We start from the raw sequence: 23555 nt of genomic DNA, 5'->3' as shown, positions 1-23555 counted from the left end.
TGGGTGCGGGCTATCGATCAATCGTTAGTCGATTGAAAACCTCTATTCCCTCAGTGCGCAGTGACAATGAGCTTAAGCGCGCTGATATCTCTATCTTTCTCCCCATCGGACAGCCAACGGTCGACCTCATCAAAGGTCGCCCGAGACAGAACTTTGTGGAGTAGCACGCATGAGCAACAAACTGACGACCGCTTTCGGCGCCCCTGTAGTCGATAACCAGAACATCCAGACAGCCGGCCCGCATGGCCCCGCGCTGCTGCAAGACGTCTGGTTCCTCGAAAAGCTTGCGCATTTCGATCGTGAGGTCATCCCGGAGCGTCGCATGCACGCCAAAGGTTCTGGCGCATTTGGCACCTTCACGGTTACCCACGACATCACCCGTTATACCCGCGCCAAGCTCTTCTCCGAGATTGGCAAAACCACTGAAATGTTTGCCCGGTTCTCCACCGTTGCCGGTGAGCGCGGCGCTGCCGACGCCGAACGTGACATTCGCGGTTTCGCGCTCAAGTTCTACACCGAAGAAGGCAACTGGGACATGGTCGGCAACAACACGCCGGTATTTTTCCTGCGCGACCCGCTGAAGTTTCCCGACCTGAACCACGCGGTCAAACGCGATCCGCGCACCGGTATGCGCAGCGCTGAAAACAATTGGGACTTCTGGACCCAGTTGCCTGAAGCGCTGCACCAGGTAACCGTTGTCATGAGCGAGCGTGGCATCCCGCGCAGCTACCGTGAGATGCACGGGTTCGGCAGCCATACCTACAGCTTCCTGAATGCGCAGCACGAGCGTTTCTGGGTCAAGTTCCACTTCGTTTCGCAGCAGGGCATCGCCAACCTGACCGACGCGGAAGCGCAGGATCTGGTGGGTCGTGATCGTGAGTCGCATCACCGCGATCTGTACGAAAACATCGAGCAGGGCAACTTCCCGCGCTGGAAGCTGTTCGTGCAAATCATGCCGGAGAAAGAAGCGGGCTCGTACCCCATCAACCCGTTCGACCTGACCAAGGTCTGGCCAAAAGGCGACTACCCGCTGATCGAAGTCGGCGTTGTGGAACTGAACCGCAACCCGGAGAACAACTTCGCCGACGTCGAGCAGGCAGCATTTGCCCCGTCCAACGTGGTACCCGGCATCAGTTTCTCGCCCGACAAGATGCTTCAGGGACGCCTGTTTTCCTACGGCGATGCCCAGCGCTATCGCTTGAGCGTCAACCATCATCAGATTCCGGTGAACTCGCCACGCGCTGCGCTGCACGTGAACAGCTACCATCGGGACGGGCTGATGCGCATCGACGGTAACCGTGGCGGCATGACCTCGTACGAGCCTAACACCAAGGGTGCGTTTCAGGAGCAACCGGACTTCAGAGAGCCGCCACTGTCCATTGAAGGTGCGGCAGGTCACTGGAACCACCGGGTTGACGGCGATTACTACTCGCAGCCGGGCAATCTGTTCCGCTTGATGAACGCGCGTGAAAAGCAGTCGCTGTTCGACAACACCGCCCGCTCTCTGCGTGGTGTGTCAGCGCCGATCATCCAGTTGCACATCGAGCACTGCTCGATGGCTGATCCTGAATACGGGATTGGCGTGGCGGCGGCGGTTGAGCGTATTCACAACGCTTGATGCTGGCTGAATGCAAAGCCCCCGGCTGAAGAGGCCGGGGGCTTTTTTATGGGCGCGGTTTAATGCGGTTGCAGGCTGAACCAGGGTCATTGCACGGATCGGTGTCGTACGTAAATTTTTTAGGAGCCGGCTTGCTGGCGAACGCGATAAGCCTGAAACGGGGATGTCGCCTGACACAATGGGTTCGCCAGCAAGCCGGTTCCTACAGACCCAGTCGGACGCAGCATCCGTGAGCAGAAGGGATCAGGACGGCCGCGGCATCCGGTCAATGCCCGTGGCTACGGCCTACGTGGGAGTGCTCGACATCTGCCGCGACGACGCTTCCGCTGATTTCCAGTCGATCAAGAATCCCGCAATGGTCCGGCGCGCCTTCGCTGCAGCGTTGGCGCAAGTCCACCAATTGCTGCTGCAGGGCTTGCAGGCTCGCCACTCGTGCGTTCACGTGCTGGATGTGCTCATCGATCAAGGCGTTGACGTTTTCGCACTGATCCTGCGGGCTGTCGCGCAACGCCAACAGGCTACGAATTTCGTCCAACGTCATGTCCAGGCTGCGGCAGTTGCGGATGAACGTCAGCCGCTCAACGTGTTCCTGGGTGTATAGCCGGTAATTGCCATCACTGCGCGCGGGTTCGCTGAGCAGACCCTCGCGCTCGTAGTACCGGATGGTTTCCACCGGACAATCAGTGAGTTTTGCCAGTTCGCCGATTTTGAATGAAGGGTTCATGCACAAAGTTCTCAACGGGAGGCTTGACCCTATAGTGGCTACAGGGTGTTCACTTGGCAACACGCACACCTAGAGACTCAACCCATGAGTGACTCTGTACACAAATCTTCCACGCAAAAACCTGCTCACGATACTCACAATCATCACGAGCACGAGCACGAGCACGAGCACGAGCACGAGCACGAGCACGAGCACGCTGTGCGTGACCACGCCGCTCACCAGCACGCTGGTCACGACCACGGGCAATCAAGACTCACGCCGGTGCAGAAACACGACCACGCTGCCCACGCTTGCTGCTCTCACGACAGCGCGCCCGCCGTCGTAACCATCGATGGTGCGTCAGGCGCCGAGGGTCAGCTCAGCAGTTTCCGCATTGAAGCCATGGATTGCCCTACCGAGCAGACACTGATCCAGAACAAGCTCGGCAAGATGAAGGGCATCCAGAAGCTCGAATTCAACCTCATCAACCGCGTGCTGGGCGTGTGGCATGAGCTGCCGTCGACCGACCCTATCCGCGACGCCATTGGCGCGCTGGGCATGCAGGCCGACCTGATCGAGGAAGGTACGGACAAGGAAACCGCTTCACTGCCGCCAGCCAACAAACCCTGGTGGCCGCTGGCGCTGTCGGGCGTTGCGGCGTTGGCCGCTGAAGGCATCCACTTCACCGAAGCGGCACCGACGTGGGTGGTTGCCATTGTCGCGCTGATTGCCATTTTCAGCGGAGGCCTTACCACTTACAAAAAGGGCTGGATTGCCCTGAAGAACTTCAATCTCAACATCAACGCGCTGATGAGCATTGCGGTCACCGGCGCAGTGCTGATCGGGCAATGGCCGGAAGCTGCCATGGTGATGTTTCTGTTCACTGTCGCCGAGTTGATCGAGGCCAAATCGCTGGACCGCGCCCGAAACGCCATCGGCGGTCTGATGCAGCTGACCCCGGAAGCTGCGACGGTGCAGCAGAACGGCGAGTGGCTTGAGCTTGACGTAAAAAACGTCGTGTTGGGCAGCGTCGTCCGCGTCAAGCCGGGCGAGCGCATCGGCCTGGACGGTGAAGTGGTGGCGGGGCAGTCGTCCATTGATCAGGCACCCATCACCGGCGAAAGTCTGCCGGTGGAGAAGACCGTGGGCGACAAGGTCTTCGCCGGGACGATCAACCAAGCCGGCTCGCTGGACTACAAAGTGACTGCCGCAGCCGGCAACTCGACGCTGGCGCGAATCATCCATGCCGTCGAAGCAGCGCAGGGCGCGCGAGCCCCCACACAGCGATTCGTCGACCGTTTCTCCAAGGTCTATACGCCTGCAGTGTTCGCTTTGGCACTGGCGATCGCAATCATCCCGCCGCTATTCATGGGCGCAGTGTGGTTCGACTGGATCTACCGCGCGTTGGTGCTGTTGGTGGTCGCATGCCCGTGTGCTTTGGTGATTTCGACGCCGGTGACCATTGTCAGCGGGCTCGCAGCGGCGGCGCGCAAAGGGATTTTGGTCAAGGGTGGCGTCTATCTGGAAATGGGGCACAGGCTCGATTATCTGGCCCTCGACAAAACCGGAACCCTTACCCACGGCAAGCCGGTGCAGACCGACTATGTGTTGCTTGACCCGTCCCTGGGCGAGCAGGCAGTGGCGATTTCCGCGAGCCTGGCCGGCCGCTCGGATCATCCGGTGTCTCAAGCGATTGCCAAGGCGGCGCAAGATGGCGCCCCGTTGCCGGTGGAAGCGTTCGAGGCCCTTGCGGGTCTTGGCGTGAAGGGCGAGGTGCAGGGGCGCGTGTACCACTTGGGCAATCATCGTCTGGTGCATGAGGCCGGGTATTGTTCGCCGCAGCTCGAAGCGCAGCTTGAAGCGCTGGAGAGCGAGGGCAAAACCGTGGTGCTGCTGTTCGATGCTTCAGGACCTCTAGCCTTGTTTGCGGTTGCCGATACGGTCAAGGACAGCAGCCGTGAAGCCATCTCGCAGCTGCACGCCCTGGGCGTGAAGACGATGATGCTGACGGGCGATAACCCGCACACCGCCAAAGCGATCGCGGCCCAAGTGGGCATAGATCAGGCGCAGGGCAATCTGCTGCCCACTGACAAGCTGCAGGCCATCGAAGCCTTGTACGCGCAGAACCATCGGGTGGGCATGGTCGGCGACGGCATCAACGACGCACCGGCGCTGGCCCGGGCCGAGATTGGTTTTGCCATGGCGGCAGCGGGTACGGACACGGCCATCGAGACCGCTGATGTGGCGCTGATGGACGATGATCTGCGCAAGATTCCTGCGTTCATTCGCCTCTCGCGCGATACCGCTGCAGTGCTCAAGCAGAACATCGCGCTGGCGCTGGTGATCAAGGTTATCTTTCTGGGCATTACCTTCGCCGGCATGGCCACCATGTGGATGGCCGTGTTCGCCGACATGGGTGTGAGTCTGCTGGTGGTGTTCAACGGGCTGCGATTGTTGAAGAAGTAGCCCTAGGTCGTGCTGACGATGATCGTGCCCACGCTCCGCGAGATATGCACTCAGCGAGTATCCGGATGCTGCAAACAACCGTAGGAGCCGGCTTGCTGGCGAAGGCATTGGTTCAGTCACTGCTTTGTCGACTGACACACCGTGTTCGCGGGCAAGCGCGCTCCTACACCGGCTCAGCTTCGGGTGAAGGATTGATGTCAGGATGACGGGTCAGGTTGGCGGATGACGGATCAAGGTTGATCGCTGTCTGTAGGAGCCGGCTTGCTGGCGAATGCGTCAGGTCAGTCACTGGTTTGTCGACCGATCCACTGTGTTCACCAGCAAGCCGGCTCCTACAATTCGATTCCCAACCCAAGTCCCAAGCCCAAGTCCCAAGCCCAAGCCCAAGCCCAAGCCCAAGCCCAAACTCAAACTCAAACTCAAACTCAAACTCAAACTCAAACTCAAACTCAAACTCAAACTCAAACTCAAACTCAAACTCAAGCCGAAGCCGAAGCCCCGACTCTCCTTGATGATCGTGCCCACGCTCTGCGTGGGCACGCGGCTGGTGGACGCTCCGCGTCCTTTGACGCGCCAGGCTACCTCCCGTACTTCTCCCGTCCCCACGCGATCATCTCGTGCAGCAAAGTCTTCAACACCTCCCGCGTCGGCTCGGCCAGGTCGGGGCGGTAGTGGAAAGGCACGAACTCGTCCATGTAGGTGCTCTGGGTCAGCTCCAGTTGCACGGCATGGACATGGTTAGCCGGGTCGCCGTAGTGGCGGGTGATATGGCCGCCCTTGAAGCGACCGTTCAGGACATGGCTGTACTGCTTGGCGGCGGCGCAGGTCGCATCGAGACGCTGGGCCAGCGCTTCATCACAGCTGGCGCCATTGAAGGTGCCAAGGTTGAAGTCCGGTAGCCGGCCGTCGAACAAATGGGGGATGTGCCCGCGAATGGAGTGCGCGTCGAACAACAGCGCATAACCGAACTCGGCGCGCAGGCGCTCCAGCTCGTTGCGCAGCGTGTTGTGATACGGCGTCCAAATCTGCTCCAGATACGTCGCGCGTTCTTCCTTGCTCGGGGCCAAACCCTCCTTGAACAACGGATCGCCTTCAAACAGCGTGGACGGGAACAGGCCGGTGGTGGCTCCCGCGTAAAGAGGCGTGTCGTCGGAAGGGCGATTGAGGTCGATCACGTACCGTGAATATTCTGCCGACAGCACGCTGGCGCCCAGCTCATCAGCGAAGTCGTACAAGCGTGGAATGTGCCAGTCGGTGTCCGGCAGGCTCACGGCTTCGTCCACCAGACCGTCACGCACGGCGGGCGTCAGGTGCTGGCCGGGGTGGGGCATGCTGATCAACAGCGGTACACGACCGCGAGTAAAACTCAGAACCTTGTCCACAGTATTCTCCTGATTAGAGGGTGCGCTCCACGCCATGGCGCACGACGCGTTTATCCAGATCGCCGCCCAGCCAATAGGCCAGATCAGCGGGACGTTCAATGTTCCATGCCACGAAGTCGGCGGTTTTGCCGACCTCCAGCGAACCATGGGTATCCGCCATGCCCAGCGCTTGAGCGGCGTGAATTGTGGCCCCGGCCAAGGCCTCTTCCGGCGTCATGCGAAACAGCGTGCAGGCCATGTTCAGCATCAACCTCAGTGACAGGCCCGGCGAGGTGCCCGGGTTGAGGTCGGTGGAGATGGCGATCTTCACACCGTATTTGCGCAGGGCGTCCATGGGCGGCAACTGTGTCTCGCGCAGGAAATAGAATGCGCCGGGCAGCAACACAGCGACCGTGCCCGCGGCGGCCATCGCGATGGCGTCCTCTTCGGTCATGAACTCCAGATGATCAGCCGACAGCGCCTGGTAGCGCGCCGCGAGGCTTGAGCCATGCAGAGAGGAGAGCTGTTCGGCATGCAGCTTGACCGGCAGGCCCAGCTGGCCCGCCGTGATGAAAACCTGCTCGACCTGGGCCGGTGAAAACGCCAGGTACTCGCAGAAGGCATCAACCGCATCCACGAGATTCTCGGCCGCAAGCGCCGGCAGCATTTCGCTGCAGATGTGGGCGATGTAGTCGTCGGCGCGGTCTTGGTATTCCGGGGGCAGGGCGTGGGCGGCGAGGCAAGTGCTGCGCACGGTGACCGGCAGATTTTCACCCAACTGGCGAATCACCCGCAGGATCTTGCGCTCGCTTGCCAGGTCCAGCCCGTAACCGGATTTCATCTCGATGGTGGTGACGCCGTCCTTGAGCAAATGCAGCAGGCGACGCTCGGCGCTGACGTAGAGTTCTTCCTCGCTGGCGGCGCGTGTGGCGCGCACGGTGCTGGCGATGCCGCCGCCTGCAGCGGCAATCTCCGCGTAACTGACCCCTTGCAGGCGTTGCTCGAATTCACCGCTGCGGTTGCCGCCAAACACCGTGTGCGTATGGCAATCGATCAGGCCGGGTGTGACCCACGCGCCGTTGAGGTCCACACGCTTGAGGTCGCGCTGCTCGGGCAGCGCATCAAGAGGCCCGATCCAGATGATCTGCGCGCCGTCGGTCACGATGGCAGCGTCTTCGATAATCGAGTAGCTGCCGTTTGCCATGGTTGCTGCGTGACAGTGGTGCCAGAGCGTTTTCATCAGTACCTCCAGAATTCGGTTTTGCCGCGGGTTTCGCGTATCGCTGATCTCCACTGTGGGAGTGAGCTTGCTCACGAATGCGTGGGTAAATCCGCTAAGTCTCTAGCGGCTCAATTGCAACCTTCGCGAGCAAGCTCACTCCCACAGGGTTCGTCCATGGTGTCAGGAAGGCGGCATATTCCACACGCCATGACAGCCGAATTATCAGCTGTTCGACGTAGCCTTCATCAGGTTCTGCTTCGGTCTGACCCAAATCCAGTAAGCAACCACCAGCAACACGATCCATACCGCCCCGACCACCAGCGCGGCCTGGCTGTCCGGGAAGTAACCCAGCACGCCAAACACGAACACCATGAACAACGTGGCGACAATGGGCGCCACGGGCCAGAACGGCACCGGGAATTTAAGCTGCGCCACCTCTTCTGCGCTCATCGAGCGGCGCATGGCAATCTGCGTGACCAGAATCATCAGCCACACCCACACCGTTGCAAATGTCGCGATTGAAGCAATCAGCAGGAACACGTTTTCAGGGATCAGGTAATTCAGCACGACGCCGCAAAGCAGCGCAGCGCCCATCACCAGCACGGTCATCCAGGGCACGCCATGGGCAGACAGCTGCGCGAATCCTTTCGGTGCCTGACCCTGTTTCGCCAGGCCGTACATCATGCGTCCTGCGCCAAAGACATCACTGTTGATTGCCGATACGGCCGCTGTAATCACCACGATGTTGAGAAGCGTCGCAGCGGAGGAAATCCCCAGGTGGTCGAAGATCTGGACGAACGGGCTGCCTTGGCTGCCGATCTGCTGCCATGGATACAACGACATCAGCACGAAGAGGGTAAGCACGTAAAACAGCAAGATGCGCAGCGGCACGGCGTTGATGGCTCGGGGAATCACGCGCTCGGGGTTGCGCGCTTCCCCGGCCGTGATGCCGATGATTTCGATGCCGCCAAAGGCGAACATCACCACGGCCAGCGAGGCGACGAGCCCGCCGACGCCGTTGGGCATGAAACCGCCATAGGCCCAGAGATTGCTCACGCTGCTGACACCGCCCCCGGCCACCGAGCCAATGCCGAACAGCATGATGCCGAAGCCCGCCAGAATCATCGCGATGATGGCACCGACCTTGAGCAGCGACAGCCAGAACTCCAGCTCACCGAAGACTTTGACACTGCACAGGTTGAGTGCGCCGATCAGAAAGACGATGCCCAGCACCCAGATCCAGCGCGGTACATCGGGGAACCAGAAGCCCATGTAGATGCCGAACGCGGTGACATCGGCCAGACAGACGATGATCATTTCGAAGGCGTAGGTCCAGCCGAGGACGAATCCCGCCAGTGGACCCAGGTAGGTGGTTGCGTACTCGCCGAATGACCCGGACACCGGGTTGCGGACAGCCATTTCGCCAAGGGCGCGCATAACCATGTACACCGCAGCGCCAGCGATGATGTACACCAGCAAGACCGCGGGGCCGGCCAGTTTGATCGCTGACGCCGAACCGTAGAACAACCCGGTACCAATGGCCGAGCCCAGCGCCATGAAGCGAATGTGACGGGCGCTGAGCCCGCGTTTCAGATCTGTAGCGTTTTGCGATGTCATTTCACACGTTCCTAGTCTTACTTTTTGCTGCGAAATGAGTGCCTTTGTAGGAGTGAGCTTGCTCGCGATTAGGTTGTGTCAGATGGCAAATGCGTTTCTGACCCATTGCATCGCGAGCAAGCTCACTCCAACAGGGGACGATCCCCCCACTCATTTCAACGACGGGCCATCCTGGCCCGTCCCGATCAGAAACTCGGCAGCAGGTCAGCAGAAACCAGTTCGCTCAGGCAGTTGGAAGCCAGCAGCTCGGTGGCGGCTTCGATATCAGGGGCGAAAAAGCGGTCTTTCTCGTAGAACGGCACTTTGCCGCGCAGGGTAGTGCGGGCAATTTCCAGTTTCTCGGAGGTTTTCAGACCGTTGCGCAAGTCCAGACCCTGACACGCAGCCAGCCATTCTACAGCCAGCACGCCGCGAGTGTTCTCCGCCATTTCCCACAACCGCTTGCCGGCGGCAGGTGCCATCGACACATGGTCTTCCTGGTTGGCGGAGGTCGGCAGGCTGTCGACACTGTGCGGATGGGACAACGCCTTGTTTTCACTGGCCAGCGCTGCGGCCGTGACCTGAGCAATCATAAAGCCTGAATTCACCCCGCCATTGGCCACCAGGAAGGGCGGCAGCTGCGACATGTGCTTGTCCATCATCAGCGAGATGCGGCGTTCGCTGAGCGAACCGATTTCGGCAATGGCCAGCGCGAGGTTGTCGGCGGCCATGGCAACCGGTTCGGCATGAAAGTTACCGCCGGAGATCACCTCACCCTCAGCGGCAAAGACCAGCGGGTTGTCCGACACCGCGTTGGACTCGATCGCCAGCACTTCGGCGGCCTGACGCATCTGAGTCAGGCAGGCGCCCATGACCTGGGGTTGGCAACGCAAAGAGTAGGGGTCCTGAACCTTGTCGCAGTCGCGGTGGGAATCAGACACCTGGCTGCCCTCGCCGAGCAGGTCGCGAAGGGCTGCAGCCGAATCGATCTGCCCGCGCTGGCCGCGTGCCGCATGGATGCGTGCGTCGAATGGCGCGCGCGAACCGAGCACCGCTTCTACGGTCAGCGCACCGCAGCACAGGGCGCCGGCAAACAGGTCTTCGGCCTCAAACAGGCCGCGCAAAGCGTAAGCCGTCGACACTTGTGTGCCGTTGAGCAGCGCCAGTCCTTCTTTGGCCGCCAGCGTCAGCGGCGTGAGCCCGGCGATCGCCAGCGCTTCGACGGCGTTCAGCCACTGGCCCTTGTGACGCGCCTTGCCTTCGCCCAATAGCACCAGCGACATATGCGCCAGCGGGGCCAGGTCGCCGGATGCGCCCACTGAGCCTTTCAGTGGAATGTGCGGATAGACCTCGGCATTGATCAGGGCGATCAGCGCGTCGATGACCTGACGACGGATCCCCGAAAAGCCGCGGCTCAGGCTGTTGACCTTGAGCACCATGATCAGGCGCACCAGCGCATCACTGATCGGCTGACCCACGCCTGCAGCGTGAGACAGCACCAGCGAGCGCTGCAGGTTTTCAAGGTCGGCGCTAGCAATTCGGGTTGAAGCGAGCAAGCCGAAGCCGGTGTTAATGCCGTAGGCAGTGCGGTTCTCGGCGAGGATCTGCTCGACGCAGGCCACGCTGTCCTCAATCTGCCGATTGGCGCTGGCGTCCAGGGTCAGCGTCACAGGTTGCTGATAGATCGCGCGCAATTGAGCCAGAGTCAGCTGGCCGGGGATCAGATTCAGCGGGGTCGCCTTTTGGGTGTTGGTCACGATGCTGCTACTCCTGAGGGGGTGTCGGTCGTCTGCACTGAACCGGCTCCTGCCTGTCCTGCGCGGGTTGCGCTTGCCCAGCGACCGTTGTTGTCGGTGTCGGTGTCGGTGTGAGCTGTCGCGTAATCGCGGCAGCACTGAAATACGGTTTCCAGTGACTCTTCGTTTTTGAGCAGGGTCACGCTGCTGGCGATGTCCGGAGCCAGCCAGCGGTCTTCGTCGTACGCCGGTACGCGCTCACGCAGCAGACGCCACGCCGCCTCGGTGCCAACGCCAAAACGCGGGCCCTTGAAGAACTCGAACGCCTGCGCGGCCAGCAAATACTCGATGGCGAGGATTTGCGTCACGTTTTCCAGCACCTTGTGCAGCTTCAAGGCAGCGCTGGTGCCCATGCTCAGATGATCCTCCTGCAGCCCGGAGGTCACGTAGTTGTCGATGACCGCCGGTTGTGCCAGCTGGCGGTTTTCGGCGCACAACGAGGCAGCCACGTACTGGGTGATCATCATCCCGGAGTTGACCCCCGGCTGACTGACCAGAAACGCCGGAAGACCGCTGACGGTCGGGTTGATCAGCCGGTCGAGGCGTCGCTCGGCAATCGAACCCAGCTCGGCCATGGCAATCGCCAGCAGGTCAGCCGCCATCGCCACTGACTGGCCATGGGGGTTGGCCTGGGAGACGACGCGATGCGCCTCGGGCGTGCCGAGCAGCAGAGGGTTGTCGGTGGCGGAGTTGAGCTCGATCTCGATCTGGCGCGTGGCGTGGGCCAGCTGATCGCGGGTAGCGCCATGAACCTGCGGGATCGAGCGAATGCTCAAGGCGTCCTGAGTGCGGATGCCCTGACTGTTGGCCAGCACTTCACTGCCCGCCAATAGCCCGCGCAGGTTCCTTCCAACCTGTTGCATGCCGGGGTGCGGCTTGAGCGCAATAATGGTTTCGTCGAAGGCATCCAGCTGACCGCGCAAGCCCTCGAAAGTCATGGCGGCGATCACATCAGCCCACTGCATCAGGCGATTGACGTCGCCGATGGCCAGGCAGCTGAGGCCGGTCATGCACGGCGTGCCGTTGACCAGGCACAAACCGTCTTTCGCGCCGAGTTCGACTGGCGACAGGCCTTCTTCGCTGAGCGCCTGCAACGCCGACATCGTCTGCCCGCGATAACTGACCTGGCCCACGCCGAGAAGCGCCACGCCGATGTGCGCCATGTGCGTCAGATACCCCACCGAGCCCTGCGAGGGCACTTGCGGCGTGATGCGTCGATTGAGCAATGCGAGCAACGCGTCGACCACCTGGCGATGAATCCCGGATTTGCCCTGGCTGTAGTTGATGATCGCGGCGCACGTGATGGCGCGAGTCTGTTCATCCGGTAACGCCGGGCCGACGCCGCAGGCATGGCTGAGCAACGTATTTCGCGACAGCCGGCTCAGCTGTTCACCGGCGAGGGACACGTTGCACAACGCGCCCAGCCCCGTGTTCACGCCGTAGGCGCGCTCGCCGTTGGCAACAATGCTTTGCACGATCGCCTGCGCATTATCGATGCGCGCCCAGGCGGTGTCCGACAACGAAAGTATGGCGCCATGGCGGGCAACGGCCACCACATCCTGCCAACTGACCGGGCCATCGCCGATGATGATCTGCTCTGCTCGCGACATCGCCACTGCGTCCTTAAAGAGTCGCCACGCGCCGCTGCACGAAACGATCAACGTAATCATCGGCAGGCGAGTAGAGGATTTCCTTTGGCGTCCCGACCTGAATCAGCCGGCCGTCCTTGAGGATGGCAATGCGGTTCCCGATGCGAACGGCTTCGTCCAGGTCATGAGTGATGAAGACGATGGTTTTCTTCAGGTTCGATTGCAGCTCCAGCAACTGGTCCTGCATCTCGGCGCGAATAAGGGGGTCGAGTGCGCTGAACGCCTCGTCCATCAGGATGATGTCGGTATCGGCTGCCAGTGCGCGCGCCAGGCCAACGCGTTGGCGCATGCCGCCGGAGAGCTGGTGCGGATACTTCTTTTCGTAGCCCTGCAAACCGACCGTGGTGATCCAGTGCTGCGCGCGCTCGGCGCACTGCGCTTTGCTTTCGCCGCGAATCGTCAGGCCGTATGCCACGTTGTCGATCACGGTCTTGTGGGGCAGCAGGCCAAAGCTCTGGAAGACCATGCTGATCTTGTGCCGCCGGAAGTTGCGTAGCGCTTCCATGTCGTAGGTCAGAATGTTCTCGCCATCGACCAGAATCTCACCGCTGGTGGGATCGATCAGGCGATTGAAGTGACGCACCAGTGTCGACTTGCCTGAGCCGGACAAGCCCATGATCACGAAGATCTCGCCGCTGGAGATCGACAGCGACAGGTCGTTTACGCCGACCACGCAGCCCGTCTGCGCCAGGACCTGATCCTTGCTCTGGTTGTTCTGGACCATCGTCAGCGCGTCTTTGGCGCGGTTGCCGAAGATTTTGTACACGTTCTTGACGACGATCTTGCCGTCCGTGGTTAGCGGATTCCCGGAATTCATGGTCTCTACGCTCATTTGTTCGCCTCATGCCGTGGGCGGCCGTAGGCCTGCGTAATGCGATCAATCACGACCGCCAGAATAACGATGGCCAGCCCCGCTTCCAGACCGCGTCCGACGTTGAGGGTCTGAATGCCGACCAGAACGTCTTCGCCCAGTCCACGGGCGCCGATCATCGAGGCGATCACCACCATCGACAGCGCCATCATGGTTGTCTGGTTAATGCCCGCCATGATGCTGGGCAGGGCCAGCGGTAGCTGCACGCCGAACAATTGCTGCCAGCGGTTGGCGCCGAACGCGTTGATCGCTTCCATGACCTCGCCGTCCACCTGACGAATGCCCAGATCGGTGAGGCGGATCAGCGGCGGTGCGGCATAAATGACGGTAGCGAAAATGGCCGGCACCTTGCCGAGGCCGAACAGCATCAGCACCGGGATCAGGTACACGAAACTGGGCATGGTCTGCATGATGTCCAGCAAGGGCATCAGCACCGAGCGCAGGCGATTGCTGCGCGCCGAGAGTATGCCCAGCGGAATGCCGATGATCACCGAGATCAGCGTGGCGACGAGCATCAACGCCAGCGTCTGCATGAGCTTGTCCCACAGCCCGACGGCACCGACCAGAAACAGCAGGCCGACGATGACCACCGTGGTGGTGATCTTGCGCGTGGCGTGCCAGGCGATCAGCCCGACGATTGCCAGCAACAGCCACCAGGGTGCGATGCGCAGCAGGCCTTCGAGCTTGACGATGGCCCACAGCAACGTGTCGGAGATGTGCCGAAACACATCGCCGTAGTTGGTGACCAGCTTGTCGACCCAGTCATTGACCCAGTCGGCGATGGAAAACGTGAAGCTTTCGGGGAACATAGGGTTATCTCATTCAAATACTGGGCGCGGGTTCGCTGCTCTGGTTGATGCCGAGGTCAGTGGCTTGCGGCAAATGTGTAGGAGCGAGCTTGCTCGCGAAATGCTTGCATCCACCCCCGTTTTCGCCGCCTGACCCTCCGCATTCGCGAGCAATCGAAGGCCCACAGGTTCGAGTGCCGTCGTGTCGCATGGCACCCGGATCAAGGTCTTACAACGAAGCATCCACCTTCTTCGCCGCATCCTCGCTCACCCACTGATGCCACACTTCCGGGTGTTCCTTGAGGAAGATCTTCGCCAGCTTCGGCGACTCGATGCGCTCCTTTGTCATGCGCGCCAGATTCTGGTTGAGCAGATCGATCGGGATATTGACCTTCTCCATCACCGATACCAGTTCAGGGGCCTGCTCGTGAAAGGCTTTGGAGAGCCCTACCTTGATCTCGATGGTTTTGTTCACGCCGGCTTTTTCTTCCAGACGCACCATGTCCACCTGGCCCATCAGCGGCGTTGGCGACCAGTAATAAGCCAGGATCGGCTCGCCACGTTTGTAGCTGGAGAGAATTGCGGCATCCAGCGCCGGACCGGTGCCAGGGCGGAAGTTGGTGTACTTGTTTTCCAGACCGTAGCTTTTCAGCATTTCGCTGTTTTCCAGCTCACAGGTCCACCCGGCGGGGCAGTTGTAAAAACGGCCCTTTTCCGGCTCTTCAGCGTCTTTGAACAGTGCAGCGTACTTGCCCAGGTCAGCGATCGATTTCAGGTCCGGCGCCTTGGCTTCCAGCTTGCGTTTGGCGTCGCCTTCAATCACATAACGCGGCACGTACCAACCTTCCACGGCGCCCTTGACCGGCGAACCGACGCCGACCACTTTGCCGGCCGCCTGCGCCTTGTTCCACACTTCGCTGCGGCCCACCCATTCTTCGGCGAACACCTGAATGTCGTTGGTGCTCAGGGCGTTTTCCATGGTGATGGAGTTGCCCGGCAGACTGTCAACTTCGCAGCCATAGCCCTTGTTCAGCACGACTTGCAGCACATCGGTCAGCAGCATCGCGCTTTCCCAGTTCAAGCCGGCGAATTTCACCGGTTTGCCGGACTCGCACCATCCCGCAGCCTGACTGGCGCCACTGGCGAGCACGCCAGCGGTGAGCAACGTGGATAGCAGGGCTTTTTTCGTGTTCATTGAGTGACGCTCCGGTCTTGTAGTGGATGGCGGCAGTAGCGAAAACAGATGGCGTCCAGCCCTGGGGAGAGGCACTTGTCGGCCTCGTCCCGCTTCTCTCTCCAACATGCCCCTTCAACAGACGTGCATGACGAACGGTCAGTTCACCGCCGTATGCTCCGGGGCACCGGTGCGGCCGGCGTGAGTCGTGTTCGGCTCCGGCGGCAAAATCAAGCGATTGGCCACGTTGCCCGGCCACCGCTTCGCCGCCACGTAGTACAGCACAGCAGGCACAACCAGGCCGATGATCCACGAGATATCCGTATCGTCGAGGCTTGCCACGAGTGGGCCGGTATAAAAATGCGTTGAGATGAACGGCATCTGGATCAGCACGCCCAGCACATAGATGCTGATGCCCATGGCGTTCCAGCGGCCATAACGACCGTTGGGGTCAGACAATGCCGGAATGTCGTAGCGTTCTTTGGTGATGCAGTAAAAATCCACCAGATTGATTGCGCTCCATGGCGTGAAAAACGCCAGCAGGAACAGGATGAAGGCCGAGAAATCCTTCAGGAACGAATCTTTGCCCAGTAACGCAAGCGCCGTTGCAATTCCGACCATCGCGAAAATGTATGTCAGGCGTAGCGCGCTGGAGATGTGCCGATTGCCCCGGAAGCCGCTCACGATGGTGGCAATGGACATGAAGCTGCCGTAGGCATTGAGCGTGGTGATGGTCACCTTGCCGAACGCGATGCTGAAGTACAACGCGGCTGCGACGGCGCCAGTCCCGCCAAGCCCGACGATGAACGAAACCTCATGATGCGCGAAGTTCTTGCCCGCCAGTGCGGCGGCAAATACTCCGAACACCATGGACGCTTGCGCGCCAATCACGGAGCCCAGGCCCACTGCCCAGAAGGTCTTGCCGGCTGGCGTGGTGCGCGGCAGATAGCGTGAGTAGTCCGCGACATATGGGCCGAAGGCGATTTGCCAGGAGGCTGACAAAGAGATGGCCAGCAGGAAACTGCTCAGGGAGAAGTGCCGGTTGTCCAGCAACGCGCCTACATCGTTGCCCGTCAACAGCGCGGCGAACAGGTAGACGAAAGCGATGACCCCGATGATGCTGGCGACCCGGCCAATCATGTGAATCACGCGGTAGCCGAACACCGTCAGCACCACGATGGCTGCGGCGAAGATCAGCACGCCTTGCCAGTCCGGTACGTTGATCAGCTGTGCCACTGCCTGGCCTGCGAGCAGCGAACCGCTGGCGGAAAAACCGATGTACATCAGGCACACCAGCACCAGCGGAATAACGGCGCCGTAGACGCCGAACTGCACTCGACTGGAAATCATCTGCGGAAGCCCCAGCTTCGGGCCTTGCGCCGCGTGCAGCGCCATGACACCGCCGCCGATGAGCTGACCGATAAGCAGGCCGATCAGCGACCAGAACACATCGCCGCCCAGCACCACGGCGAGTGCGCCCGTGACGATGGCGGTAATCTGCAGGTTGGCGCCAAGCCACAGGGTGAACTGGCTGAACAGACGCCCGTGTCGTTCGGCATCAGGGATGTAATCGATCGAGCGCCGCTCGATCACGGAAGCAGGTGCAGCGCGGTCATCTGTGACAGCCATGGCGAATATCCCCGTAGAGCGAATGTTGGCACGCGTACGTGCGCTGCCGAACCCCTGTAGGAGCGCGCTTGCCCGCGATAAGGGCCGAAGGACCTTCACGCGGTGTGTCGCCTGCCACTTTTGGGACGGCTGACGTGATTTAGCGGGCAAGGTGGAGCGCCACCCGGTCACTCCGACAGTGGCCTGCGTATCAGCGGATCATCGGCAGGTTCAAACCCTGCTCTTTGGCGCAGTCGATCGCGATCTGATAACCGGCATCGGCATGACGCATCACCCCGGTGGCCGGGTCGTTGTGCAGCACGCGGGCAATCCGTTCGGCCGCTTCATCGGTGCCGTCGCAGACGATCACCATGCCCGAATGCTGCGAGAAGCCCATGCCGACGCCACCACCGTGATGCAGCGACACCCAGGTCGCGCCGCTCGCGGTGTTGAGCAAGGCATTGAGCAGCGGCCAGTCGGACACGGCGTCAGAGCCGTCCTGCATCGATTCGGTCTCACGGTTCGGGCTGGCGACCGAGCCGGAATCCAGGTGATCGCGACCGATGACCACTGGCGCTGACAGCTCGCCGCTGCGGACCATTTCATTGAACGCCAGGCCCAACTTGGCACGCTGACCCAGGCCGACCCAGCAGATACGCGCTGGCAGGCCCTGAAAGCTGATGCGCTCACGGGCCATGTCCAGCCAGTTGTGCAGATGTGCGTCGTCCGCGATCAGCTCTTTGACTTTGGCGTCGGTCTTGTAGATGTCTTCAGGGTTGCCTGACAACGCTGCCCAGCGGAACGGGCCTACGCCACGGCAGAACAACGGACGGATGTAGGCGGGTACGAAGCCCGGGAAGTCGAAGGCATTGGTCACGCCTTCTTCCTTGGCCATTTGACGGATGTTGTTGCCGTAGTCGAATGTCGGCACGCCCATTTTCTGGAACGCGAGCATGGCTTCGACGTGCTCGGCCATCGACTGCTTCGCGGCCTTGACCACGGCGGCAGGCTCGGAGGCGGCACGCTCGCGGTACTGCTCCCAGGTCCAGCCCTTTGGCAAATAACCATTGAGCGGGTCGTGGGCGCTGGTCTGGTCGGTGACCATGTCCGGACGCACGCCCCGACGGACCATTTCCGGGAGGATTTCGGCAGCGTTTCCGCACAAGGCGATGGAGATCGCCTTGCCTTCGGCGGTGTATTTGGCAATGCGGGCAAGCGCGTCGTCGAGGTCGGTGGCTTGCTCGTCGACGTAGCGGGTTTTGAGGCGGAAATCGATGCGGCTCTGCTGGCATTCAATGTTCAGCGAGCAGGCGCCGGCCATCCCGGCAGCCAGCGGCTGCGCGCCACCCATGCCGCCCAGGCCTGCGGTCAGCACCCAACGGCCGTTGAGGTTACCGTCGTAGTGCTGGCGACCGGCTTCGACGAAGGTTTCGTAAGTGCCCTGAACAATGCCCTGGCTACCGATGTAGATCCAGCTGCCGGCGGTCATCTGGCCATACATCGCAAGGCCCTTGGCGTCCAGTTCGTTGAAGTGTTCCCAGCTCGCCCAATGCGGCACCAGATTGGAGTTGGCGATCAGCACGCGGGGCGCATTGCTGTGAGTTTTGAACACACCAACCGGTTTGCCGGACTGCACCAGCAAGGTTTCGTCATCGTTCAGGTGGGTCAGGCTTTCGACGATTTTGTCGTAGCACTCCCAATTACGCGCCGCGCGACCGATCCCGCCGTAGACCACCAGTTCGTTCGGGTTCTCGGCGACTTCCGGGTCGAGGTTGTTCATCAACATGCGCAGCGGCGCCTCGGTCAACCAGCTTTTGGCGGTCAGCTGAGTGCCACGGGCAGCGCGGATTTCCACATCGCGGCGTTTGGTCCATTGCTGAGCAGGGGTCTTGTTGTCAGTAGTCACTTAACGATCCTCGATGGTCAATCCGCCCCGGACGCAAGGGCCGTGACGAAAGCGGTAACAGGGTTCTGCAATGAGCCTTTCCGAGCGGAGCGGTAGGGCAGGGATGATCGCCCCAAGAGAACTCATGCTTACTTGTACATACAAGCATATGCAACCAAGGGGCCAATGTTGATCGAGCGCGCGTAGAAAACCCGTCGGCCTGCTCTGCGGCGGGCCTGACGAAGTTTGAAGGGGCACGAGGTAGAGCCTGCGATAGAGGCGACAGGAAGGAAATTGTTACTTTTCGGTGCGCATGCCCCAGCGCAGTGCGTGGCTGGGGTAACAAAAAAGTTGCGAACGCCTCAGTCCTCTGTAGGAGCCGGCTTGCTGGCGAACGCAGTGGATCTGGCATGAAGATGTTGAATGACACATCGCTTTCGCCAGCAAGCCGGCTCCTACAGACCGCCTAAGGCTTCGATCCATCATTTATCGCGAAACCGGTGTAGGAGCGCGCTTGCCCGCGATTTGGTGTGTCAGCCGACGCAGCAGTCGCTGACCTGGCGCGTTCGCGTGCAAGGCGTCGCCACCCGGTCGCTCCTACAGACCGAGGTGACTTTGCTCCCATCATCCGCCGCGGGGCGTTGGTGATCGACGAATGGGTTCAGTGCTTGGCCAGTTTGCTGCGCAGCAACAGTACGCCGGCAATGGCCGAGGCGATTGAGCCCAGCAAAACGCCCACTTTCACCTCGTCAATCAGATGCGCGGCGCCCGGGAAGGCGAGGTTGCCGATGAACAGGCTCATCGTGAAACCAATCCCGCAGAGCAGGGCGACGCCATAAAGCTGCGTCCAGTTACTGCCTTCCGGCAACGTCGCAAGCCCTGCTCGAATCGCCAGCAGCGCAGCGAGAAATACCCCGACCTGCTTGCCGATAAACAGACCCAGCGCCACACCCAGCGGGACCGGGTCGAGCAGATTGCCGAGGCTGATGCCTGACAGCGACACGCCCGCGTTGGCGAAGCCGAAAATCGGCACCACCGCGAACGCCACCCAGTAGTGCATCTTTTCTTCCAGAAACAGCAGCGGCGAGCGCGCCTCTTCCTTGCGTGTGCCCAGCGGAATGCACAGCGCCAGCGCGACGCCCGCCAATGTTGCGTGGACCCCGGATTGCAGAACGAAAAACCACAGCAGCAGACCGAGTAGCAGATACGGCAGCAAGCGCTGCACCCCCGTGCGGTTCATGATCACCAGCACGGCCAGCGTCGCAAAGGAGGCGCCAAGCATCGTCATGTTCAGGCCGCTGCTGTAGAACAGCGCGATGATGGTCACCGCGCCCAGGTCATCCAGAATCGCCAGCGCGGCGAGAAACACCTTCAACGACGTCGGTACCCGCTTGCCCAGCAGCGAGAGCACGCCCAGCGCGAAGGCGATGTCTGTGGCCGCCGGAATGGCCCAACCGCTTAGCGTTTCGGCATTACCCATGTTGACGCCGATGTAGATCAGCGCTGGCACCAGCATGCCACCCACTGCTGCAAAACCAGGCAGAGCGCGCTGGCCCCACGTGGCGAGACCACCGGCGAGCACTTCGCGTTTGATTTCCAGACCGACCATCAGGAAGAAGATCGCCATCAACCCGTCGTTGATCCACAACTCGACGGACAGCCCGCCCCACACGCTGTGCAGTGCGGCGAAGTACGTGGAGGCAAGAGGGGAGTTTGCGACGATGATCGCAGCGAGGGCGGCGCCCATCAGAATCAGGCCGCCGGCCGACTCCGATGCGAGAAAGCTGGCAAGAATGGCGAGGGCTCGTGGGCTTTCTTTATCGGTGTTGAGCGTCGTCATGGTCGTCCCTGTGCTGGCGAAAAAAACGCAACTTAACACAGGGCATGGCGTATCAGGCGGCGAGGCTCAGCGGCGGGTCAATTCGATCACGCACACCCGGCTTGCGCGTGGCGCGTAAAGCACCACTTCAAGGAGTTCACCTTCGGCGTTGTCCAGCTGCAGACAATCATGTTTACCCAGTAATTGCGGGGGATGCTCGCCGATATTGGCAGCCATTTGCTCAGCAGTGCTGAACACCAGAAACGCGTCTGCCGAGCTGAAAAACCGCTGCGGCTGAAGTACGTCAATCCATTGCAAACGGGCACGATAGCGCGCGGGCGAATAGATCAGGTTGAAGTCGCGTATCGGACCGTCAAGCAGCGTGCACGCCACTTTGCTGTCGCCGCTGAATGCAAAAGGGTCGGACGGCAACAGTGGTTCGCTGTCCAGGCCGTCGATGTTCAGCGTCATGCCCGCCCCTTGGAGCACCGTGATGATGCGCTGGTACCCCGCGAACACTGAAAACCCACCCGACTCGGCAATGTCGGCGATCGACAGCCGCCAGCCGAAGCCGTCGAGACCCTCGCCCGCATCCCGCGTGATTTCCTCAGTGCTGCCGCCCCCGTTCTTCCAGGGCATACGGGGATAGTCGGCGGCGCGCAGAACAGTCAGTCGGGTCATTTGCTGAAGCGTCCTTCCAGGCGGTGGCGTGAGCCGGGATGAATCAGGCGGGCGGCGGTCACCGGCTGGCGCCCCGACCACGTGCGGCGCCGAACCAGCAGGCACGGCTCGCCCTTTTCGATCTGCAGCAATTTGCATTCATCAGGCTCGGCGAGAATGGCCTCGACCACGTGCTCGCCCTCGGTCAGCGGCGCGACCTGGGAAAGGTAGGCGTACGGTGTCTGCTGAGTGAAATCTTGTTGCAGGTAGTCCGGAGCGACCAGAGCATTGACGAACCGGTCTTCGATTTGCACGGGAATGTCGTTTTCGAAATGCACGATCAGCGAGTGAAACACGCGCTGGCCTTCACGCATGTCCAGCGCCAGCGCACGCTCGGAACCTGCGGCTTCTTCGGTCAGGATAATCACCTGACAGGTGTGGATGTGACCGCGGGCGGCGATTTCATCGGCGATGTTATGCACTTCAAACAGCGCGGATTGAGTCTTGGGCTCGGCAACAAACGTACCGACGCCCTGCATGCGCACCAGCAGGCCTTCGGCAGTCATCTCACGCAGTGCGCGGTTGATGGTCATGCGGCTGAAGCCCAGTTGCGTGACCAACTCGCTCTCGGAGGGCACGCGATGATGGGGCGGCCAGGTGCCGTTCTGGATCTGCTGGGTGATCATGTGCTTCACCCTGGCGTACAGCGGCGCCGGACTGTCACCCATGTGGGAAGCCAGCGGCAAGTTGGCAGGCGGAGTCGGCACAGAGAAATCCTTGTTATGGCGTTATTCAGGCGAGCAAGCATACATACCGCTCACGGTCTCCACGCTAACCATTAACGCGTGTGCCGACAAGCGCGGCGCGGTTTACCGTCTCTCCAAACGTCTGTATATGTATAGACAAATTTTTGTCAGGGGTGCAGAGCCATGTCCGTTTTCTTTGCCGAACGCGCGTTGTTGCCCAACGGTTGGGCCACGAATGTGCGCTTTGAGGTCAGCGTTGATGGCCTGTTGAGCCGCGTCCAGGCCGGCGCTGAATCCCATGGCGCCGAGCGGCTTAATGGCCCAGTCGTGCCGGGCATGCCCAATCTGCACTCCCATGCCTTTCAAAGGGCCATGGCAGGACTCGCGGAAGTGGCGGGCAATCCCAATGACAGTTTCTGGACATGGCGCGATCTGATGTATCGCCTTGTGGGGCAGATCAGCCCGCAACAGCTCGGTGTCATCGCGCGACAGCTCTACATCGAGATGCTCAAGGGCGGCTTTACCTCGGTCGCGGAATTCCACTACGTCCACCAGGACATCGACGGCAAGCCCTACGCTGATCCTGCGGAGCTGGCGCTGCAGGTCAGTCAGGCGGCGGCTTCCGTAGGCATTGGCATGACCTTGTTGCCCGTCCTCTACAGCCACTCAGGCTTCGGCGGTCTGGTGCCCAACGAAGGCCAGCGCCGGTTCATCAACAGCACCGACAGTTATCTGGAGCTGCAGTCCCGGCTCATGCCGATCATCGCGGCGCAACCCGCCCAGTCGCTGGGCCTGTGTTTTCATTCACTGCGCGCCGTGACACCACAGCAGATCAGTGACGTGACGGCTGCCAGTGATCCCCATTGCCCCATCCATATCCACATCGCCGAGCAGCAGAAAGAAGTGGACGATTGCCTGAGCTGGAGCGGTCGCCGGCCGTTGCAGTGGCTGTATGAACACGTCGATGTCGATGCACGCTGGTGCCTGGTTCATGCAACGCATGCCGAGCCGGACGAAGTGGCACTGATGGCGCAGAGCCGTGCAATTGCCGGGCTGTGCCTGACCACCGAAGCCAACCTGGGCGACGGGATTTTCCCGGCGGTGGACTACATCGCCCAGGGCGGACGCTGGGGCATTGGTTCTGACAGCCACGTGTCGCTGAGCGTGGTCGAGGAATTGCGCTGGCTTGAATACGGACAGCGTCTGCGAGACCAGCGTCGCAATCGCTTGTATCGGGCCGATCAACCCATGGTCGGGCGGACGTTGTACGACGCCGCGCTGGCAGGCGGTGCCCAGGCGATGGGGCAACCGGTTGGTGCGCTGGAAGCGGGAAAGCGTGCCGATTGGCTGGTGCTCGACGGCAACGACCCGTACCTGGCGACTGCGTCGGGTGATGCCATCCTCAATCGCTGGCTCTTTGCGGGAAGCGATCGTCAGATCAAGGATGTGATGGTCAATGGTCGCTGGGTCATCCGCGACGGCCATCATGACGATGAGGCGCAAAGCAGCCGCGCCTTTGCTCAGGTTTTGCGGGAGCTGCTGGGCTGATGCTTCTTCGCTGAAATGAGCCAACAACTTCGCGAGCGAGCTCGC

17 protein-coding genes are annotated in these 23555 nt (G+C 61.0%); 3 read left to right on the top strand and 14 right to left on the bottom strand.

Annotated features, from left to right (window positions below; genetic code table 11):
* The first annotated feature begins 169 nt into the window (after window positions 1–169).
* Window positions 170–1618 (top strand): catalase, encoded by a 1449-nt coding sequence (locus LT42_RS18560; protein ID WP_037016158.1) that lies wholly within the window; start codon window positions 170–172, stop codon window positions 1616–1618.
* A 265-nt stretch (window positions 1619–1883) separates the two neighbouring features.
* Here LT42_RS18560 and cadR read toward each other — a convergent pair whose 3' ends face one another.
* Window positions 1884–2342 carry a Cd(II)/Pb(II)-responsive transcriptional regulator gene (gene cadR, locus LT42_RS18555; protein ID WP_037016155.1) on the bottom strand — a complete coding sequence of 153 codons (459 nt, stop codon included), beginning with the start codon at window positions 2340–2342 and terminating at the stop codon, window positions 1884–1886.
* Between the two features lie 84 nt (window positions 2343–2426).
* On the opposite strand from cadR, the gene LT42_RS18550 reads away from it, so the two are divergent.
* On the top strand, window positions 2427–4787 hold the full coding sequence (locus LT42_RS18550) for a heavy metal translocating P-type ATPase (protein WP_052075331.1): 2361 nt from the start codon (window positions 2427–2429) through the stop codon (window positions 4785–4787).
* Between the two features lie 578 nt (window positions 4788–5365).
* On the opposite strand, the gene hutG is transcribed toward LT42_RS18550, so the two are convergent.
* The 13 genes from hutG to hutC all read right to left on the bottom strand — a co-directional run bounded on the left by hutG (window position 5366) and on the right by hutC (window position 21944).
* Complete coding sequence (gene hutG / locus LT42_RS18545) at window positions 5366–6169, bottom strand: N-formylglutamate deformylase (protein ID WP_037016152.1); 804 nt, start codon at window positions 6167–6169, stop codon at window positions 5366–5368.
* A 13-nt stretch (window positions 6170–6182) separates the two neighbouring features.
* Window positions 6183–7388 carry an imidazolonepropionase gene (gene hutI / locus LT42_RS18540; RefSeq protein ID WP_037016149.1) on the bottom strand — a complete coding sequence of 402 codons (1206 nt, stop codon included), beginning with the start codon at window positions 7386–7388 and terminating at the stop codon, window positions 6183–6185.
* Between the two features lie 204 nt (window positions 7389–7592).
* Window positions 7593–8987: an amino acid permease gene (locus tag LT42_RS18535; RefSeq protein WP_037016147.1), complete on the bottom strand. Its 1395-nt coding sequence runs from the start codon at window positions 8985–8987 to the stop codon at window positions 7593–7595.
* Window positions 8988–9172: 185 nt separating this feature from the next.
* Window positions 9173–10723, bottom strand: a complete 1551-nt coding sequence (gene hutH, locus LT42_RS18530) for a histidine ammonia-lyase (protein ID WP_037016144.1) — start codon at window positions 10721–10723, stop codon at window positions 9173–9175.
* Window positions 10720–12372 (bottom strand): histidine ammonia-lyase, encoded by a 1653-nt coding sequence (hutH, locus tag LT42_RS18525; RefSeq protein ID WP_081955416.1) that lies wholly within the window; start codon window positions 12370–12372, stop codon window positions 10720–10722. The genes hutH (LT42_RS18530) and hutH (LT42_RS18525) overlap by 4 nt, the downstream gene beginning before the upstream one ends.
* A 13-nt stretch (window positions 12373–12385) precedes the next feature.
* A complete protein-coding gene (locus LT42_RS18520; protein ID WP_081955433.1) occupies window positions 12386–13228 on the bottom strand; it encodes a quaternary amine ABC transporter ATP-binding protein in 843 nt (280 codons plus the stop codon).
* An 11-nt stretch (window positions 13229–13239) separates the two neighbouring features.
* Window positions 13240–14091: an ABC transporter permease gene (locus LT42_RS18515; protein WP_037016142.1), complete on the bottom strand. Its 852-nt coding sequence runs from the start codon at window positions 14089–14091 to the stop codon at window positions 13240–13242.
* A 208-nt stretch (window positions 14092–14299) separates the two neighbouring features.
* On the bottom strand, window positions 14300–15265 hold the full coding sequence (locus tag LT42_RS18510) for an ABC transporter substrate-binding protein (RefSeq protein ID WP_037016139.1): 966 nt from the start codon (window positions 15263–15265) through the stop codon (window positions 14300–14302).
* 138 nt (window positions 15266–15403) lie between these two features.
* Window positions 15404–16873 carry a purine-cytosine permease family protein gene (locus LT42_RS18505; protein WP_037016136.1) on the bottom strand — a complete coding sequence of 490 codons (1470 nt, stop codon included), beginning with the start codon at window positions 16871–16873 and terminating at the stop codon, window positions 15404–15406.
* A 190-nt stretch (window positions 16874–17063) separates the two neighbouring features.
* Window positions 17064–18758, bottom strand: coding sequence for a urocanate hydratase (hutU, locus tag LT42_RS18500; protein ID WP_037016133.1), 1695 nt, complete (start codon window positions 18756–18758; stop codon window positions 17064–17066).
* Window positions 18759–19398: 640 nt separating this feature from the next.
* Window positions 19399–20577, bottom strand: coding sequence for a Na+/H+ antiporter NhaA (gene nhaA / locus LT42_RS18495; protein WP_037016129.1), 1179 nt, complete (start codon window positions 20575–20577; stop codon window positions 19399–19401).
* A gap of 66 nt (window positions 20578–20643) precedes the next feature.
* On the bottom strand, window positions 20644–21237 hold the full coding sequence (locus LT42_RS18490; protein WP_037016126.1) for a HutD/Ves family protein: 594 nt from the start codon (window positions 21235–21237) through the stop codon (window positions 20644–20646).
* Complete coding sequence (hutC, locus tag LT42_RS18485; RefSeq protein WP_191943077.1) at window positions 21234–21944, bottom strand: histidine utilization repressor; 711 nt, start codon at window positions 21942–21944, stop codon at window positions 21234–21236. Before hutC ends, LT42_RS18490 begins: the two co-directional genes overlap by 4 nt.
* 201 nt (window positions 21945–22145) lie before the next feature.
* Between hutC and LT42_RS18480 the strand changes: the two genes are divergently transcribed.
* Window positions 22146–23510 (top strand): formimidoylglutamate deiminase, encoded by a 1365-nt coding sequence (locus tag LT42_RS18480; protein WP_037016120.1) that lies wholly within the window; start codon window positions 22146–22148, stop codon window positions 23508–23510.
* Window positions 23511–23555 lie beyond the last annotated feature (45 nt).

It is taken from the genome of Pseudomonas lutea, assembly GCF_000759445.1.
GTDB lineage: Bacteria > Pseudomonadota > Gammaproteobacteria > Pseudomonadales > Pseudomonadaceae > Aquipseudomonas > Aquipseudomonas lutea.
Note: the sequence above shows the minus strand (reverse complement) of the source record. Positions and strands in the feature narration are given on the sequence as shown.

What these genes read in the sequence shown, in the direction of transcription:
- LT42_RS18560 (WP_037016158.1), top strand. Translation starts at nt 170, where the DNA reads ATGAGCAACAAACTGACGACCGCTTTCGGCGCCCCTGTAGTCGATAAC.
- cadR (WP_037016155.1), bottom strand. Translation starts at nt 2,342, where the DNA reads ATGAACCCTTCATTCAAAATCGGCGAACTGGCAAAACTCACTGATTGT.
- LT42_RS18550 (WP_052075331.1), top strand. Translation starts at nt 2,427, where the DNA reads ATGAGTGACTCTGTACACAAATCTTCCACGCAAAAACCTGCTCACGAT.
- hutI (WP_037016149.1), bottom strand. Translation starts at nt 7,388, where the DNA reads ATGAAAACGCTCTGGCACCACTGTCACGCAGCAACCATGGCAAACGGC.
- LT42_RS18535 (WP_037016147.1), bottom strand. Translation starts at nt 8,987, where the DNA reads ATGACATCGCAAAACGCTACAGATCTGAAACGCGGGCTCAGCGCCCGT.
- hutH (WP_081955416.1), bottom strand. Translation starts at nt 12,372, where the DNA reads ATGTCGCGAGCAGAGCAGATCATCATCGGCGATGGCCCGGTCAGTTGG.
- LT42_RS18520 (WP_081955433.1), bottom strand. Translation starts at nt 13,228, where the DNA reads ATGAATTCCGGGAATCCGCTAACCACGGACGGCAAGATCGTCGTCAAG.
- LT42_RS18515 (WP_037016142.1), bottom strand. Translation starts at nt 14,091, where the DNA reads ATGTTCCCCGAAAGCTTCACGTTTTCCATCGCCGACTGGGTCAATGAC.
- LT42_RS18510 (WP_037016139.1), bottom strand. Translation starts at nt 15,265, where the DNA reads ATGAACACGAAAAAAGCCCTGCTATCCACGTTGCTCACCGCTGGCGTG.
- LT42_RS18505 (WP_037016136.1), bottom strand. Translation starts at nt 16,873, where the DNA reads ATGGCTGTCACAGATGACCGCGCTGCACCTGCTTCCGTGATCGAGCGG.
- nhaA (WP_037016129.1), bottom strand. Translation starts at nt 20,577, where the DNA reads ATGACGACGCTCAACACCGATAAAGAAAGCCCACGAGCCCTCGCCATT.
- LT42_RS18490 (WP_037016126.1), bottom strand. Translation starts at nt 21,237, where the DNA reads ATGACCCGACTGACTGTTCTGCGCGCCGCCGACTATCCCCGTATGCCC.
- hutC (WP_191943077.1), bottom strand. Translation starts at nt 21,944, where the DNA reads ATGGGTGACAGTCCGGCGCCGCTGTACGCCAGGGTGAAGCACATGATC.
- LT42_RS18480 (WP_037016120.1), top strand. Translation starts at nt 22,146, where the DNA reads ATGTCCGTTTTCTTTGCCGAACGCGCGTTGTTGCCCAACGGTTGGGCC.